Origin of the sequence: Macrococcus equipercicus, from assembly GCF_004359525.2 — a bacterium.
Classification (GTDB): Bacteria; Bacillota; Bacilli; order Staphylococcales; family Staphylococcaceae; genus Macrococcus; species Macrococcus equipercicus.
The window spans coordinates 348,961-365,159 of record NZ_SCWC02000001.1 but is presented as its reverse complement, the minus strand read 5'-3'; the positions used below and the strand labels follow the sequence as shown (position 1 = coordinate 365,159).

Annotated in this window: 16 protein-coding genes; 3 read left to right on the top strand and 13 right to left on the bottom strand. The window is 47.7% G+C overall.

Annotated features, from left to right (window positions below; translation table 11 throughout):
• Window positions 1-82 precede the first annotated feature (82 nt).
• Window positions 83-247, top strand: coding sequence for a hypothetical protein (locus tag ERX35_RS11385; protein WP_170234504.1), 165 nt, complete (start codon window positions 83-85; stop codon window positions 245-247).
• Window positions 248-267: 20 nt separating this feature from the next.
• On the opposite strand, the gene purD is transcribed toward ERX35_RS11385, so the two are convergent.
• The 11 genes from purD to purE are packed head-to-tail and all read right to left on the bottom strand — an operon-like array spanning window position 268 to window position 11,382.
• The gene (gene purD, locus ERX35_RS01845) at window positions 268-1,512 is read right to left on the bottom strand and encodes a phosphoribosylamine--glycine ligase (RefSeq protein WP_149458199.1); all 1,245 of its coding nucleotides are present in this window, start codon (window positions 1,510-1,512) and stop codon (window positions 268-270) included.
• Window positions 1,513-1,522: 10 nt separating this feature from the next.
• Window positions 1,523-3,001, bottom strand: coding sequence for a bifunctional phosphoribosylaminoimidazolecarboxamide formyltransferase/IMP cyclohydrolase (purH, locus tag ERX35_RS01840; RefSeq protein WP_149458198.1), 1,479 nt, complete (start codon window positions 2,999-3,001; stop codon window positions 1,523-1,525).
• 10 nt (window positions 3,002-3,011) lie between these two features.
• On the bottom strand, window positions 3,012-3,578 hold the full coding sequence (gene purN / locus ERX35_RS01835; RefSeq protein WP_149458197.1) for a phosphoribosylglycinamide formyltransferase: 567 nt from the start codon (window positions 3,576-3,578) through the stop codon (window positions 3,012-3,014).
• 1 nt (window position 3,579) lies between these two features.
• Complete coding sequence (purM, locus tag ERX35_RS01830) at window positions 3,580-4,605, bottom strand: phosphoribosylformylglycinamidine cyclo-ligase (RefSeq protein WP_149458196.1); 1,026 nt, start codon at window positions 4,603-4,605, stop codon at window positions 3,580-3,582.
• A gap of 2 nt (window positions 4,606-4,607) precedes the next feature.
• On the bottom strand, window positions 4,608-6,026 hold the full coding sequence (purF, locus tag ERX35_RS01825; RefSeq protein WP_149458195.1) for an amidophosphoribosyltransferase: 1,419 nt from the start codon (window positions 6,024-6,026) through the stop codon (window positions 4,608-4,610).
• Window positions 6,005-8,179: a phosphoribosylformylglycinamidine synthase subunit PurL gene (gene purL, locus ERX35_RS01820; protein WP_149458194.1), complete on the bottom strand. Its 2,175-nt coding sequence runs from the start codon at window positions 8,177-8,179 to the stop codon at window positions 6,005-6,007. Before purL ends, purF begins: the two co-directional genes overlap by 22 nt.
• 1 nt (window position 8,180) lies before the next feature.
• The gene (gene purQ, locus ERX35_RS01815; RefSeq protein ID WP_149458193.1) at window positions 8,181-8,840 is read right to left on the bottom strand and encodes a phosphoribosylformylglycinamidine synthase subunit PurQ; all 660 of its coding nucleotides are present in this window, start codon (window positions 8,838-8,840) and stop codon (window positions 8,181-8,183) included.
• Window positions 8,840-9,100, bottom strand: coding sequence for a phosphoribosylformylglycinamidine synthase subunit PurS (purS, locus tag ERX35_RS01810; RefSeq protein WP_149458192.1), 261 nt, complete (start codon window positions 9,098-9,100; stop codon window positions 8,840-8,842). Before purS ends, purQ begins: the two co-directional genes overlap by 1 nt.
• 2 nt (window positions 9,101-9,102) lie before the next feature.
• The gene (gene purC, locus ERX35_RS01805; RefSeq protein WP_149458191.1) at window positions 9,103-9,804 is read right to left on the bottom strand and encodes a phosphoribosylaminoimidazolesuccinocarboxamide synthase; all 702 of its coding nucleotides are present in this window, start codon (window positions 9,802-9,804) and stop codon (window positions 9,103-9,105) included.
• A complete protein-coding gene (gene purK, locus ERX35_RS01800) occupies window positions 9,801-10,913 on the bottom strand; it encodes a 5-(carboxyamino)imidazole ribonucleotide synthase (protein ID WP_149458190.1) in 1,113 nt (370 codons plus the stop codon). Before purK ends, purC begins: the two co-directional genes overlap by 4 nt.
• Window positions 10,900-11,382, bottom strand: a complete 483-nt coding sequence (gene purE / locus ERX35_RS01795; protein ID WP_149458189.1) for a 5-(carboxyamino)imidazole ribonucleotide mutase — start codon at window positions 11,380-11,382, stop codon at window positions 10,900-10,902. The genes purK and purE overlap by 14 nt, the downstream gene beginning before the upstream one ends.
• A gap of 201 nt (window positions 11,383-11,583) precedes the next feature.
• On the opposite strand from purE, the gene folD reads away from it, so the two are divergent.
• Window positions 11,584-12,450, top strand: a complete 867-nt coding sequence (folD, locus tag ERX35_RS01790; RefSeq protein WP_149458188.1) for a bifunctional methylenetetrahydrofolate dehydrogenase/methenyltetrahydrofolate cyclohydrolase FolD — start codon at window positions 11,584-11,586, stop codon at window positions 12,448-12,450.
• A gap of 42 nt (window positions 12,451-12,492) precedes the next feature.
• Here the strand turns inward: folD and ERX35_RS01785 are convergent, their stop codons facing one another.
• The gene (locus ERX35_RS01785) at window positions 12,493-13,635 is read right to left on the bottom strand and encodes a globin domain-containing protein (protein WP_149458187.1); all 1,143 of its coding nucleotides are present in this window, start codon (window positions 13,633-13,635) and stop codon (window positions 12,493-12,495) included.
• Between the two features lie 132 nt (window positions 13,636-13,767).
• Between ERX35_RS01785 and ERX35_RS01780 the strand changes: the two genes are divergently transcribed.
• Entirely contained in the window at window positions 13,768-14,193 is a 426-nt protein-coding gene (locus tag ERX35_RS01780) for an RrF2 family transcriptional regulator (RefSeq protein ID WP_149458186.1), read from the top strand.
• Window positions 14,194-14,211: 18 nt separating this feature from the next.
• Here the strand turns inward: ERX35_RS01780 and ERX35_RS01775 are convergent, their stop codons facing one another.
• On the bottom strand, window positions 14,212-16,035 hold the full coding sequence (locus tag ERX35_RS01775; protein WP_425463246.1) for a polysaccharide biosynthesis protein: 1,824 nt from the start codon (window positions 16,033-16,035) through the stop codon (window positions 14,212-14,214).
• Between the last annotated feature and the right edge of the window lie 164 nt (window positions 16,036-16,199).

Here is a 16,199-nt window from a genome sequence, read left to right as displayed (position 1 = left end):
AATTTCAGTCTTAAGTATGAGATGTTTTAAAGGAAGACAGCAGGGAATAGATGAATATTAATCATATTAGGAGGAATTTATTATGACTGACGATAAAATTGAAGAATTCAAAGATGACGCTCAAAAGGCAGCTGGTAACGGCGCTGACAATAACTCTGAAACTAAAGAAAAGATTGACTCTTTAGAGAATGATCATTCCGGTGATGAACAGACTGAAGACGACGTCAAACAAGCATATGAGCAGTAAAAATAACGGCTGAGAATGTCTCAGCCGTTATTTTTTAGCGCACGATGCGCAATGTCTGTTCTATAGAAGAGTCCATCGCTTTTTATTTTTGCTGCGTTTTGATAGCTTGCTTCTACAGCATCCTTCACTGTCCCGCCACTGCCGACTGCAAGCATTACACGTCCGCCGGCTGTCTTCCAGCCGTCCTCATACTTCAAGCCGCTGACATAATAATCAAGTTCACCGTTATATCCCTCAACCTTGATTCCTTTATCGTAAGCTGCCGGGTATCCCTTCGCTGCCAGAACAACGCCGACCACTGTATCAGCGGACCACGTTAAAGTGATATCCTGCTTTGCTTCCAGCGCGAAGATGATATCCATTAAGTCTGTCTCAAGACGTGTCAGCAGCACCTGGCATTCCGGATCACCGAAACGTGCATTGAACTCGATGACTTTAGGCCCTTCTTCTGTAATGATAGCACCGATATACAACAGACCGAAGTAATGCAGCCCTTCCTCCTTCATAGCTCTGGCAATCGGATAGGAAATCCGTTCATTCGTCTCTTTCATCGTCTGTTCCTTAATATGGGCAACCGGACAGTAAGCGCCCATGCCGCCCGTATTAGGGCCCGTGTCACCGTCAAAGGCACGTTTATGGTCCTGCGCCACACAGTCAAACGGAATGATGAAGTCATCATTGACAAACACCATCAATGAAAACTCCTCACCTTGCAGGAACTCTTCAAAGACGACTTCTGTGTCACCATCTTTGTAAAACTCATGGACAGCAGCAACTGCCTCCTGCTCCGTCATAGCGACAATGACTCCTTTTCCTGCGGCCAGGCCGTCCTGCTTCAGCACGACCGGCCCTGAGTGCTCTTGAATATAGGCGAGGGCCGCTTCTTTCGTACTAATCATCTCATAAGCCGCAGTCGGTATGTTGTACTGCTTCATCATCTGCTTGGCAAATGACTTTGAACCTTCCATCTGTGCTGCCTTCTTATTCGGTCCGAACACTTTAATACCGCGCTCCTTGAGCACATCAGCCAGCCCTGCGGTGAGCGGCTGCTCCGGACCGATGATCACCCAGTCAATAGCTTCTGCTACTGCAAAATCGGCAATTTTTTCATGGTCGGTCTCAGCAATGGCAGTGACGACTGTTGCAACATTTGTCATGGCATCATTGCCGGGAATAACGAAAACTTCCTCGACATGTACGGACTGGCTGACTTTATGTGCCAGGGCATGTTCACGGCCGCCTGAACCGATTACAAGTACTTTCATCAACTTCCTCCTAATGTTTGAAATGACGCATGCCGGTCATTACCATTGCAATGCCGTGTTTATCAGCCATATCAATAGATTCCTGGTCCTTAATAGAGCCGCCCGGCTGCACGATGCATGTGATGCCTGCGAGTGCTGCTGTTTCCACTGTGTCACTCATCGGGAAAAATCCGTCTGACGCCATAATGACGTGGTCATCAATGGCTGCCGCACGTTCGATCGCAATCTTTGCAGAGCCGACTCTGTTCATCTGGCCGGCGCCGATACCGACCGTATGTTTATCGTTTGCAAGTACAATGGCATTGCTTTTGACGCTCTTGACAACTGTCCATCCAAGTTCAATTGCCTGCCACTGCTCAGCGGTCGGCTGTGCTTTTGTCACAACTGTCATCTCATCCGGAGATAATACTTTTTGATCTTTATCCTGCACTAAATAGCCGCCCGATACCGAGACAAACTCTTCAGTTTCTTCGTCGCCGTGCATCTGTACTTCCAGCAGACGGATGTTCTTCTTCTGAGTGAGCAGCTCAAGTGCTTCAGACGAATACGAAGGTGCAATGACCACTTCCAGAAAGATTGCTTTCAGCTGCTCTGCTGTTTCTTTGTCGACTTCTTTGTTCAGACTGACAATGCCGCCGAATATCGACTGGTCATCCGCTTCATAGGCATGCTGAAACGCCTCGGCGATGGTTTCACCTGTACCGACGCCGCAAGGATTCATATGCTTCACTGCTACTGCTGCCGGCACGCTGAACTGTTTGACCAGCTGCAGTGCTGCGTCGGCATCTTTAATGTTATTGTAGCTTAATGCCTTGCCGTGCAGCTGACGTGCACCGGCGATTGTATTCGGGGCAGCTGAAGTTTTCACGAAACGGGCTGCCTGCTGAGGGTTTTCGCCGTATCTGAGTGTCGTGACTTTATTAGAGAAGAAATTGACGATAGCTGCGTCATAATGATTCGTATGATCGAACACTTTGAGCATGAGTGATTTTCTGAACTGATAGTCAGCTTGATCATGCTTGATCTTATCAATCACTGCAGCGTAGTCAGCGGGATCGACAACTGTCAGCACGTGCTTGAAATTTTTCGCACTCGCACGGAGCATGGTCGGCCCGCCGATATCGATGTTTTCAATGGCTTCTTCTTCTGTCACATCAGGACGTGCCACAGTCTGTTCGAACGGATAAAGATTGACGACTACTAAATCTATCAGCTCTATGCCGAGTTCATTTAAAGCTTCCAGGTGTTCCGGCACATCTCTGTCTGCAAGTATGCCGCCGTGAATATGCGGATGCAGTGTTTTGACACGGCCGTCCATAATCTCCGGAAACTGTGTCAGCTCGCTCACTGATTTGACAGCTACGTCATGGGCTTCTAAAGTCTTCTTTGTACCGCCGGTTGAATAGAGCTCATAATCAAGAGCGCTCAGCTCTTTCGCAAATTCGACAATCCCTGTTTTGTCTGAAACGCTTAACAATGCTTTTTTCATGATAAACTCCTTAGGAAATAATAGTCTTGATAACTCTCGGATATAGTTCATATTCCAGGTTCTGTATTCTGAGCTGCAATGTCTCCTCCGTATCATCCGGATAGATCGGGCAGCTCATCTGGTCGATAATTTTCCCGGTGTCCATTCCGCTGTCAACATAGTGGACGGTCGCGCCGCTCACACGGCAGCCGTAGCGGAGCGCCTGGCCGACTGCATTTTTCCCGGGAAAACTCGGCAGAATGGACGGATGGATATTGATGATCTGGTCTGCATAGGCATTAAGCAGCGTCGGACCGACTAGTTTCATATAACCTGCAAGCACGAGCCACTCCACTTTATCGCGGTGCAGCTGCTTTAAGATGGCCGTCTCATAATGCTCTTTATTATCATAGCGCTTCATATTGAAGACATGAACCGGCAGACGGAATCTGCGGGCACGTTCGATTGCGAAGGCGTCCTGCTGATCGGTATAAAGACCGGTGACATGAATATGGTCTAAATAGCCGACTTCTATGTTCTCCATAATTTTTTCAAAGTTCGAGCCGTTACCTGAGGCAAAAATCGCGATGTTCTTCATGCTATACCCCCGTCAGTTCTATCGGGCACTGCTGTTCTTTAATCGTACCGATGACAAACGCCTGTTCGCCTGCATCGTTCAGTGACTGAATGATGGCTTCACTTTCTTCATGAGCTGCAATGATGCAGAAGCCGATGCCCATATTAAAGACATTATACATCTCAGCGCGGTCCAGTCCGCCCTCTTTCTGCAGCCAGTCAAAGACAGGCGGGCACGGATAGGACGTGACATCAATCACTGCAGCGAGTTTATCCGGCAGCACTCTCGGTATATTTTCGATGAAGCCGCCGCCTGTAATGTGGCACATCCCTTTAATGGAATGTGCCGCGAGCAGTGCCTTCACCGGCTTCACATAAATGCGGGTCGGTTCAATCAGTACATCAAGCAGTGTCCGGTCGCCGAACTTCTGTGAAAGGTCAGCTGTTGAGTCATGAATGATTTTACGGACAAGACTGTAGCCGTTAGAATGAATACCACTTGATGGCAGGCCGATAATGACATCTCCTGCTGTAATCGCTGCACCGGTAATATAATCACTTTTTTCAACCGCACCGACAGCAAATCCTGCGATATCATAGTCCCCTGGATGATACATTTCTCCCATTTCTGCTGTTTCGCCGCCGATGAGCGCACATTCCGACTGACTGCAGCCATCAGCAACCCCTTTGACAATCTGCTCCACCACTACCGGATCTACTGAGTGAAGCGCTAAATAATCAAGAAAATAAATAGGCAGCGCACCGGTTGTCAGTATGTCGTTGACGCACATGGCAACAGCGTCAATCCCTATCGTATCGTGCTTACTATAATCAATCGCGAGCCGAAGCTTCGTCCCGACACCGTCCGTTCCAGAGACAAGCACCGGTGACGTCATGTTCAGCGCTGAGAGATCAAACGCTGCACCAAATCCTCCAAGTCCTCCCAGCACTTCAGGACGCATCGTGCGCGCGACATGCTTTTTCATCCGTTCCACAGCCTCATATCCAGCATGGATATCGACTCCTGACGCTTTGTATGCTTCAGACATCGCTATACCCCTTTCGTCTTCTTTTCTTTTTCTTCCGGCAGCAGATGATCCACAATTTCAACCGGATAATTCCCCGTGAAGCAGGCATCACATTCACCATGTGAGCCGTGTCTCCGGTAAACGTCGTGCATTCCTTCGACAGATAAATAGCTGAGTGAGTCGACTTCAATCTCTGCTCTTATTGCTTCGACTGACTGATAAGCGGCAATCAGCTCTGCGTGAGTGGATACGTCAATGCCGTAGTAGCATGGATGCTTAAGCGGGGGTGATGAGATGCCCATATGCACTTCTTTTGCGCCGGCATTTCTCAGAGCTTTGACGATGTACTTGCTCGTCGTTCCACGGACGATGGAGTCATCGATGACAATGACACGTTTTCCTGCGATGACATCACGGATCGGTGCATGTTTCATCCGTACAGCACGTTCCCGCATCTCCTGGTTCGGTGTGATAAAGGTCCGGCCGATATAACGGTTTTTCAGCAGACCCTGTTCATTCGGGATGCCTGAATAGTCCGAGAACCCCATCGCAGCCTGCAGTGATGAATCCGGCACGCCGATGACGACATCGGCATCTACGGACATCTCTCTCGCTAACTGCTCGCCAAGTGCTTTTCTGACATTATAGACGGAATGCCTGTTGAACTCTGAATCTGGTCTTGCAAAATAGACGTATTCCATCGAGCATAGTTTACTGTCTCTATACTGCGAGTAATTATCTTCGACAAGCCCGTCGTTAGTGAACGTCAGCACTTCACCCGGCCGGACATCACGAATATACGTCGCACCGATAGCATTGAAAGCGCACGTTTCGCTTGCCACGCAGTAAGCGCCGTCCACCATGCCGAGCATTAACGGACGCACCCCGTGGTTATCCAGCGCTGCAGAGAGACTATCCTTCCGCAGTACTAAAAAGGCGAAAGCCCCTTTAATCATGTTAAGTGCCGCCTTTAAATTCGCAGTCTCGCTCGCTGACCGTGCTTTCAGCAGCAGATGCCCCAGCACTTCAGAATCGCTTGATGTCTGGAATATCGATCCTGCATCTTCCAGCGCCAGTCTGATTTGACGGGCGTTGGTCAAGTTACCGTTATGGGCAAGACCAAGGTCTCCTTTTGAATGCTTGAATATAAAAGGCTGCACATTGGAGAGCTCAGACGCACCGGTCGTCGCATAACGGACATGTCCGATCGCGTTTGTGTAACCTGACAGCGATTCAAGCTGAATCTGGCTGATTGCATCGGGCAGTAGACCCATGCCGCGTGCGCCGAAAATATTTTCGCCGTTTGAGCAGACAATGCCTGCCCCTTCCTGTCCCCGGTGCTGCAGACTATGCAGCGCCATATAAGTGAGCTGTGCTGCCTGAGGATGATTCCATATGCCGAACACGCCGCATTCTTCATTTAGACCGCGGATGTCATACATGTTGAAACAGCCCCTTTCCATGTCTCACTGATCATTTTGACGTCATAATTAATCGTGCCGCCGTTATAGTTGATCGTCAGCTGTTCAATACCAAATGTACCGATTTTCACTGCACCTTCAACCGGCTGCTCTTTTGCGATTAAAATATAGCGTCCCGGTGTTTCTGAAAAGAGCTGCGCAGCTGATAATTCAACAGTCACGTCAATACCTGTCTCAAAGTAGGCAGCAAGCTGCGCCAGTTTAACAGCAAGGCCTCCTTTACCAGGTGACTGGGCATGGGATACACTGCCCGCACGGATCGCGTCACGGACTGCTTGACCGCGCGTCACTTCCTGTTCAAGGTCAATTGTCTCTTCCTGTTCTGCAACGTCGTCATACAGCAGCTTCTCAAGCTGGGAACCGCCGAAGTCGTCATTTGTCTCACCCAGCAGATAAATATTCTCGCCGGCTGTCGGATGGTAATGATGCAGAAAACTGATGTCGTCAATCAGTCCGACCATACCGACAACTGGTGTCGGAAAAATAGCATCGCCCTTTGTTTCGTTGTACAGACTGACGTTACCTGATACAACCGGTGTATTCAGCACACGGCAGGCATCTGCCATGCCGCGCGTTGATTCTGCAAGCTGGTGATAAATCTCAGGTTTTTCCGGACTCCCGTAGTTCAGACAGTCAGTCATCGCCAGCGGCTCACTGCCGACTGCAATCAAGTTACGGTATGCTTCTGCGACAACCATCTTACCGCCGTTATACGGGCTGCTGAAGACATAGCGTGCTTCACCGTCAATCGTCGAGGCAATCGCCTTTGTTGTTCCTTCAACACGTGTCACACCAGCTGACAGGCCGGGTTTGATGATCGTGTTGGCGCCGACCTGCTGGTCATACTGGGAATAAGCCCAGTACTTAGACGCCATCGTCGGATGACTCAGCAGCTGAAGCAGCGTTTCTTCCGCATCAATCATGCTGTAATCATGTGTCACTTCGCGGTGGACCGCTGTCCCTTCAAGCACGTAGACCGGTGCTTCGTCAGACAGCGGCTGCACTGGAATATCTGCATATACTTCATCGTCATAAGTCAGTACAAGACGGTCCGTATCAGTGACTTCACCAATGACTGCACTGTCCAGCTCATGATGCTCAAATAACTCAAGAAACTTCTGTTCTGTTCCTTTCTTAACAACGAGCAGCATCCGCTCCTGTGTCTCTGACAGCATCATCTCATAAGGAGAAATACCTGCTTCTCTGACGGGTACTTTCTCCAGGGTCAGATGCATACCGGAACCACCTTTAGCAGCCATCTCAGAAGAAGATGATGTCAGTCCTGCAGCGCCCATGTCCTGAATACCGACAAGCTCAGGATAAGTGATAGCTTCGAGAGTCGCTTCCATCAGCTTCTTGCCGACAAAAGGATCGCCAATCTGAACAGACGGGCGTTTGGCTTCAGATGATTCGTTCAGCTCCTCAGAGGCAAACGTTGCTCCGTGGATGCCGTCTCTCCCGGTCTTAAGACCGACATAAATAACCGGATTGCCTGCGCCTTTTGCTGTCCCTTTCTGGATTTTATCGTGGTCAATAATACCAACGCACATCGCATTGACCAGCGGGTTGCCGTCATAGCGCGAATCGAACTCAATCTCGCCGGCAACTGTCGGAATGCCGATGCAGTTGCCGTAGCCGCTAATACCCGCGACAACCCCCTGGAACAGCCGCTGATTCTGTCTGCTGTCCAGTTCGCCGAAGCGGAGACTGTTGAGCAGCTGCACTGGCCGGGCACCGATTGAGACAATATCACGGATAATGCCGCCGACACCAGTCGCTGCTCCTTGATAAGGCTCAATAGCGCTCGGGTGATTATGAGATTCCACTTTGAAGACCACCGCCTGATTATCACCGATATCAACAACTCCTGCACCTTCACCTGGTCCCATCAACACGCGGTCTCCTGTCGTCGGAAACTGCTTGAGCAACGGCTTTGAATGCTTATAAGAACAATGTTCACTCCACATCACAGAGAAAATACCGATTTCTGTATAGTTCGGCTGACGGCCAAGAATATGACAGACTTTGTCATATTCCTCGTCTGTCAGTCCCATATCTCTATAAACATGATTCAGTTTGATCTCTTGTGCTGTTGGTTCCAAAAACTTAGCCATATTACTTACCCCAGCTTTCTAGAATAGATTGAAATAATCGTCTGCCGTCATCAGACCCGAGCAGTGTCTCCATGGCGCGCTCCGGATGCGGCATCATCCCAAGGACATTACCTGCACGATTGACGATTCCTGCGATATCTTCTACTGAGCCGTTCGGATTTTCTGCATAAGTCAGTACAATCTGCTGATTGTCTTTCAGCTCTGTCAATGTTTCCGGTGAACAGTAATAACTTCCTTCGCCATGCGCAATCGGATAGACGACTGTTTCATTGTCCTCATAAAGATGAGTGAACTTCGTGGTGTTACGGATCTTCAAATGTTCATCCTTGCAGATAAAGCGGTGACTTTCGTTATGAAGTAATGCCCCGGGTAATAATCCGATTTCCGTCAATATTTGAAAGCCGTTGCACACACCAAGTACAGGTTTGCCCTCGTCTGCCAGACGTTTCACTTCACTGACAACCGGAGCTACACGTGCCATCGCGCCGCAGCGCAAGTAATCACCGAATGAAAAACCGCCGGGTATCAATACGCCGTCAAAGCCAGCGAGCGACGTCTCTCTGTAATCTACATAAACAGCTTCCATGCCAGTGTTTATCGCCGCATTCAGCATATCTCTGTCACAGTTCGAACCTGGAAATTCAATGACCGCAAGTCTCATCAGTTAGTCTCCTCTGCCTCGATTACATTGTACGAATATTCCTCAATGACTGTGTTGGCAAATAACTTCTCACTCAATGTTCTGACAATGTTATCCACCGCTTCATCTGATGCCTCGTCCACTGTCATGTAAAGTACTTTACCGACACGGATATCATTGACCTCAGGATAGCCTAAATCATGGACTGCACGCGTTAATGTCTGACCTTGTGTGTCGAGTACTTGACGCTGTAAAGTTATAAAGAGTTCAATCGTTTTCATTATTAAAGAGCCTCCAGTTTATTATAAAATGCGGTATACGTATCAATCAGTGAACCTGTGTCTTCACGGTAGACGTCCTTGTCAAAGTTTTCATTTGTCGCCTTATCCCAGATTCTGCAAGTATCCGGTGAAATTTCGTCAGCAAGCAGAATAGTTCCGTCCTTATCCTTGCCGAACTCAATTTTAAAGTCGATGAGTGATAAGTTCATCTGCTCCATCAGCCTGATTAAAATGCGGTTAATAATCAGCGCCTGCTCTTTTAATGCTTTGATTTCTTCATCGTCAGCAATGTTGAGCAGCTTCACATGATCCTCAGTAATAATCGGGTCGTTCAGTTCATCGTTCTTATAGTAGAACTCAACGAGCGGCACTTCAAATGCCTGGCCTTTTGTCAGGCCGAGACGTTTAACAATCGAACCTGCCGCCTTGTTTCTGACGACTACTTCCAGTGGGATGATGTCAACTTTTCTGACAAGCTGCTCTGTTTCTGACAGCCTGCTGATGAAATGCGACGCGTAACCTTCTTCATTCAGCTTTTCGAAAAATTTCGATGTGATCAGGTTATTCAGACGTCCTTTGCCCGCCATGCTGTCTTTTTTAGCGCCGTTGCCCGCTGTCACTTCATCCTTATATTCAATGCGGTATACCCCGTCTTCTTCCGTAGTGAATACACGCTTTGCTTTCCCTTCATAGACTAAAGTCATTTCATCTGCTCCTCATAAATAGTCTCGTAGTCATTGGCTGTAGTTAAAATAGTGACGTGGCCCATCTTACGGTCATGCTTGCGCACTTCCTTGCCATACACATGAACATGCCACTCTGGATGCTCGCTGAATACATGCGCCATAACATCCAGATCCTGTCCGAGCAAATTATACATCACAGCAGGCTGATGCAGCGTGATCTGCTCCGGCAGGCCCCATCCTGCGACGGCTAATATATGGGTGTCAAACTGGGAATAATCACAAGCTTCTATAGAATAATGTCCTGAGTTATGCGGTCTCGGTGCAATCTCATTGACGTATAGCTTGTCCTCCTGATCGATGAAGAACTCAACTGTGAATGTGCCGATGAGTTTGATGTCTGCCATGATCTTCTTCACTTCATTGATGGCGTTCTGCTGATGCCGATGTGTGCCTGTGACTGTCGTTCTGTATAATATTTGGTTGCGGTGCACATTTTCCTGCACCGGAAAAAATACAACACTGCCGTCTGCAGCAGCTGTCGCTGTAATCGATATTTCTGACTGAAGATCAATCATCTGCTCAGCGACACAGAGGCCACTGCTGATGAACTCACGGGCTGACTCAAGCTGTTCAGCTGCTTTGACCACATACTGACCTTTACCGTCATAGCCGCCAAAAACTGTCTTCAGGATAAAGGGAAAGCCCAGCTGCTCTGCCGCTGTCTCCAGTGCTGCTGCGTCATCGACTGGAACGTACGGTACGACTTGTGCGCCGGCTGCTGCCACCGCATCTTTCTCTGACAGCCTGTTCTGCAGTGTGATCACCGCTGCCGACCCCTGCGGCACGTTATAGTTCTCAGTCAAGGCTGCGAGTGCTTCGCCATCAATGTTCTCAAATTCATAAGTCACACTGTCAGACAGTTCGCCGAGTTTCGTCAGTGCCGTCAGATCATTGTAAGAGGCATGAATGAAATGATGCGCTGAAAATCTTGCGGGACAAGTCTCATCCGGATCAAGAACAGCGACCTTGAAGCCCATGCGCTGTGCCGACTGGGCCATCATCTTCCCGAGCTGGCCGCCGCCGATAATGCCGATTGTGCTGCCGATAGTGAGTTTAGTTGAGTTCATGCTGCATCGCCTCTACTTTCCTGACCAGTGACTGCTCATAACTGTCTAATGCTTCAATCAATCGTTCGTCTTTCAGGCTCAGTATACGTGCTGCAAGTATACCTGCATTTTTCGCGCCTGCTTTACCGATTGCTGTCGTTGCGACCGGTATCCCGCCCGGCATCTGCACGATAGACAAGAGCGAATCAAGTCCTTTTAAGATTTTCGTTTCAATCGGCACGCCGATGACCGGCACCGTTGTCAGTGAAGCAATCATGCCGGACAGGTGCGCCGCACCGCCTGCACCCGCAATAATGATATCAATATCATTTCGTCTGGCATTCTGAGCAAAGGTTACCATCTCGACAGGCGTCCGATGTGCAGAGACGACCGATTTCTCATAAGGTATATTAAAATCGTCGAGCATTATACAGGCTTCTTTCATCGTCTCCCAGTCAGATGACGAACCCATAACAACAGCTACTTTCATTGATTTTCAGCTCCCATACATTTGATGTTGCCATTTGATAAAGTATATATTACTTGTATAGCATATCAACATCCCAGTATGATTTCAATTGAATATACGGACATTTTTATATTTTTTAAATTAAAATTTGATTTTCGTTCGTATTTAGACTTTAATTATGTTGTGATATAATAAAAATGTTCGAAATAAGGAGGATTATAAATGACTGCAAAAATTTTAGACGGAAAGAAGATTGCTCAGGATTACCAGGCGAACTTACAAAGTGAAGTAACCGCGCTGCAAGCGGAAGGCATTACTCCCAATTTAACGGTTGTACTCGTCGGTAATGACGGGGCGAGCTTAAGCTACGTCACTTCCAAGAAAAAGGCCGCTGAAAAAATAGGTATGTCATCAGACATCATCAGACTCGCTGAAGATACTTCAGAAGAAGACGTACTGACAGTGATCAGAAAGTTAAACGAGGATCCGACTGTTCACGGTATTCTTGTCCAGGTACCGCTGCCTCAGCAGATCAATGAGACGCATATACTCGAGGCCATCGCACCTGAAAAAGATGTAGACGGCTTCAATCCTGTCAATATCGGCCGTCTCTATGCAGGAGTGGAGACATTTATTCCATGTACACCACTCGGCATCATGGAACTGCTGAAACATGCAGACAGTGACCTCACAGGTCAAGAGGTCGCTGTCATCGGGCGCAGTCATATTGTCGGTCAGCCTGTTGCGAAGCTATTGACTGACAGCAATGCGACCGTGACACTGCTCCATTCAAGAAGCCGGTTCTTAAAAGAGACATTGAAGCGTTCCGACATCATTATTTCAGCTGTCGGTAAGCCGGGACTTGTCACTAAAGAAGATGTCAAACCGGGGGCCGTCGTTATCGATGTCGGCAATACTGTTGTAGACGGCAGACTGCAGGGCGATGTGCTCTACGACGACGTCAAAGAAGTCGCAGGCGCTATTACACCGGTCCCTGGCGGTGTGGGTCCGATGACTATCACGATGGTCCTCAACAATACGCTCATTGCAGCACAGCGCACTAAACAACAAAGGCACACCAAAAAATGAGCCACCTGATCAGGTGGCTCATTTCATGTAGTAAACGCTGGATTAAGCTGTGATACTCATCTTCGGACCGAAAGGCTCAAAATGAATATTTGTCCGGTCGATGCCCAGTTCATCGAGAATAACGAGCATACTTTCCATGAAGCTGACACTGCCGCACATATAGATCGCTTCATTGCCTGTCATCACTTGACGCAGTTTGTCCGCTGTCAACCTACCCGCTTCTTCAGAGTAGTTGAAGTAGAACTGGATGTTTTCTTTACCGTGAAAGGCTGTGATTTCATCTTTGAACGGTACTTCTGCGCGGTTGTACGCTGAATGGATGAAGGACACCTGCTTGTCAGCTGATGACTGAAGCATCGCCATAAGCGGTGTCATACCGACGCCGCCGCTTAAAAAGACGAGCGGCTGGTCAGCAGGCTGCAACGTGAATTCACCGGCCGGTGCTGATAACAGCAGTTCATCGCCTACTGTGACTTTGTCGTGCAGATAATTAGAGACAATGCCTTTTTCAGTGCCCGCGACATCGCGTTTAACAGCGAATTGAATGCCGTCTGTTATATCGTGTGTGCAGATGGAATAATGACGCAGCATGTCATTCTGTTCATCTTCAGGCTGTACTTTTACAGTGATATACTGACCCGGCACTACAGGTTTCAGCTTCATGTCGTTCACCGGTGTGACTGTAAATGACTTAATATATGCTGATTCCTGCTTGATTGCTGTCACTTTAAACGGTTTGAAGTCATGCCACTCTTCTTCTTCATACAATGCTTTTTCCATTTGAATGAAGACGTCCGCAATCTCGCCGTAAGCTTCTGTCCATGCCGCGATGATGTCAGGCGTCGCCGCATCTCCTAAAACTTCTTTAATGGCATAGATTAAATGCTCGCCGACAATTGGATAGTGTTCCGCTTTCACCTGCAGCGCACGATGTTTATGGGCGATTTGATTGACATTCGGCACGATCGCTTCCAGGTGGTCGATGTGCTTAGCTGCCGCTAGTACCGTCTGGGCCAGCGCAGCCTGCTGTCTGCCCTGCTGCTGATTTGTCTTATTGAAAATATTGAGCAGCTCAGGATGCGCTTCAAACAGATGAGCATAGAAAACCGTCGTAATTTCTTGACCGTGCTGTTCCAGTACAGGTACAGTCGCTTTAATGATTTCTCTTGTCTGTTGAGATAACATGACTTTTCCCCCTAAAGATATATATTAAATACATCTTTAATATAATATGGTTTGCGGCTGATGACAATAGAATTGCAATTTGTTTGTTATTCTGTAACAATTAATAGCAGACAGTCAAAGGAGTCAGTACTCATGAAATTAACTTTATACTCAGATTATTCGCTGCGTGTGCTCATGTATCTGGCCAGACAGGACGAGCTGACACAAATAGATGAAATCGCAAAGTTTTATAATATATCTAAAAACCATCTGACTAAAGTCGTTCATAACCTTGCGCTTCTTGGATATATCACTTCCATCAGAGGACGCGGCGGCGGCATTATGCTGAAGATGCAGCCGGAAGAGATCAATGTCGGCGCCTTAATCAGACAGACGGAAGAGAACTTCACGTTAGTGGAATGCTTCAATCCGGAAACCAATACGTGTCCATTGATCGGGCACTGCGGGCTGCAGGCTGTGCTCGGCGAAGCGCTGTGGTCTTATATCAATGTGCTTGACCAATATACTGTCGCCGATGTCACGCCAGGCTATATTCGTAAAAAAAAGGAAATTGAGTGAAGGCACTCAATTTCCTTTTTATCTGTTTGTATAGTTAATGATTTTTTCTTTTGTGTAACCAGTCAGCAGGTCATTGATAATACTATCCACCTGTTCTCTGCTCACCGCAGCTACTTTGCCGCGGTAAATTTTCTCATAAGCCTGCTCCGGATGAATCTCATCCTCATTCAATAACTCCTCGAACAGTTTTTCACCCGGTCTAATGCCGCTGAACTCAATGCCGATATCTTCGACTTTATAACCGGACAGCTGAATGAGGTTTGTTGCAAGGTCGACAATCTTCACGGGTTCCCCCATATCAAGGACGAACACTTCCCCGCCTTCAGCAAGCGCACCTGCCTGCAGCACAAGTCGTGAAGCCTCAGGGATGGTCATGAAATAGCGGGTCATGTCAGGATGTGTGACTGTGACGGGACCGCCTACTTCTATCTGGCGTTTGAACAGCGGGATGACAGACCCTCGTGAACCGAGAACATTACCGAAACGGACAGCGACAAAGTCCGTAACATTTGACTCTGAGTTCAGACTCTGCACGACCATCTCAGCGATCCGCTTCGTCGCTCCCATGACGTTCGGAGGATTGACGGCTTTATCTGTCGATACCATGACGAACTTGTTGACACCGGCCGCACCGGCCGCCTCGGCAGTGTTTTTAGTGCCGAGAATGTTGTTTTTGATGGCCTCTTTGGGATTGTACTCCATTAACGGTACATGTTTATGGGCAGCAGCGTGATAAACCATATACGGCTTATAGTCAGCCATAATCTGAAACATCCGGCTGCGGTCCTGAATATCTGCGATGATCGGAACGATATCAATCGTTTCCCCATATGTATTAAATAACTCCTGATGAATCGTATAAATACTGTTCTCCCCGTGGCCGAGCAGAATGATGCGCTCCGGACTGAATTTACATACTTGACGACAGATTTCTGAACCGATAGAACCACCGGCACCAGTCACTAAAATCGTCTGATGGGTCAGTTCTTTTGATATCATCGCCATGTCAAGATGGACGGGATCACGCCCGAGCAGGTCCTCGACCTCCACCTTTTTGATTTCACTGACTTTCAGCTGACCTGACATGACATTCTCAATGTTCGGCATACGATAAACTTCAATGCCAAGTCCTTCGCATAGTTCACTGATTTCCTTCAGTCGTTTTTGTGTCAGCGTCGGGATAGCGATAATGATTTTCTTGATTTTGTACTTTTTCACCAGTTCCGGGATATCTTTGACATATCCCTGTACTTTCACTCCCGCATAGATCGAGAGGTTCTGCTTGTTTTTATCGTCATCAACAACCGTGACTGGTTCCATCCCCATATAAGGTGTCGACAACATCTGTCTGATCAGCATCGAACCACCGCGGCCCGCGCCGACAATGAGCGTCGGTTTTTTCTTGATCGTGCTGTCAATGAACGCTCTCCTGTAAATGCGCCAGAAAATTCTTGAGCCACCGATTAAAATTAAGTGCATCATCCAAGTGATAAAATAAAGACGTAGAAAAGGCGGTTTATGAGTGAACAGCGGCACAATGGCAGCTGTCACAGCAATAGAGAGGCTGACTGCTTTAACAATCATCAGCAGTTCATTGACACTCGCATATTCCCACGCTCTGTGATATAGATTGAAAAGATGCGCTGAAACATGATGAGAAATCAATAAAATAAGAGAAGATAACAGCAGAAGTTTAATCGTGTAGCCTTCAAAGAATGGTTGGAGCACATAAAACCCGACGAAAACCGATAAGCTCACAATGATGGAGTCAATAATGAGCAAGGTGACAAGTCTTTGCTTTGCAGTGATGGACAACAATATGTATACCCCCAGTAATATCATGATGAAATGTAATAGTAGCATGGTGATGAACAGGAAATCACTTCGACTCAATTAATATTATATTACTTCCACGGATAAGGCAATGACTGGAAATAACAAATGAAATTGTTTTTTATTTCGTTTCCTCCAAATTAAGGTGGGTAAATCCTATACTCTAAACTCAG

Coding starts and splice junctions, on each gene's coding strand:
- ERX35_RS11385 (WP_170234504.1), top strand. CDS start 83: ATGACTGACGATAAAATTGAAGAATTCAAAGATGACGCTCAAAAGGCA.
- purD (WP_149458199.1), bottom strand. CDS start 1,512: ATGAAAGTACTTGTAATCGGTTCAGGCGGCCGTGAACATGCCCTGGCA.
- purH (WP_149458198.1), bottom strand. CDS start 3,001: ATGAAAAAAGCATTGTTAAGCGTTTCAGACAAAACAGGGATTGTCGAA.
- purN (WP_149458197.1), bottom strand. CDS start 3,578: ATGAAGAACATCGCGATTTTTGCCTCAGGTAACGGCTCGAACTTTGAA.
- purM (WP_149458196.1), bottom strand. CDS start 4,605: ATGTCTGAAGCATACAAAGCGTCAGGAGTCGATATCCATGCTGGATAT.
- purF (WP_149458195.1), bottom strand. CDS start 6,026: ATGTATGACATCCGCGGTCTAAATGAAGAATGCGGCGTGTTCGGCATA.
- purL (WP_149458194.1), bottom strand. CDS start 8,179: ATGGCTAAGTTTTTGGAACCAACAGCACAAGAGATCAAACTGAATCAT.
- purQ (WP_149458193.1), bottom strand. CDS start 8,840: ATGAGACTTGCGGTCATTGAATTTCCAGGTTCGAACTGTGACAGAGAT.
- purS (WP_149458192.1), bottom strand. CDS start 9,100: ATGAAAACGATTGAACTCTTTATAACTTTACAGCGTCAAGTACTCGAC.
- purC (WP_149458191.1), bottom strand. CDS start 9,804: ATGACTTTAGTCTATGAAGGGAAAGCAAAGCGTGTATTCACTACGGAA.
- purK (WP_149458190.1), bottom strand. CDS start 10,913: ATGAACTCAACTAAACTCACTATCGGCAGCACAATCGGCATTATCGGC.
- purE (WP_149458189.1), bottom strand. CDS start 11,382: ATGAAAGTAGCTGTTGTTATGGGTTCGTCATCTGACTGGGAGACGATG.
- folD (WP_149458188.1), top strand. CDS start 11,584: ATGACTGCAAAAATTTTAGACGGAAAGAAGATTGCTCAGGATTACCAG.
- ERX35_RS01785 (WP_149458187.1), bottom strand. CDS start 13,635: ATGTTATCTCAACAGACAAGAGAAATCATTAAAGCGACTGTACCTGTA.
- ERX35_RS01780 (WP_149458186.1), top strand. CDS start 13,768: ATGAAATTAACTTTATACTCAGATTATTCGCTGCGTGTGCTCATGTAT.
- ERX35_RS01775 (WP_425463246.1), bottom strand. CDS start 16,035: ATGATATTACTGGGGGTATACATATTGTTGTCCATCACTGCAAAGCAA.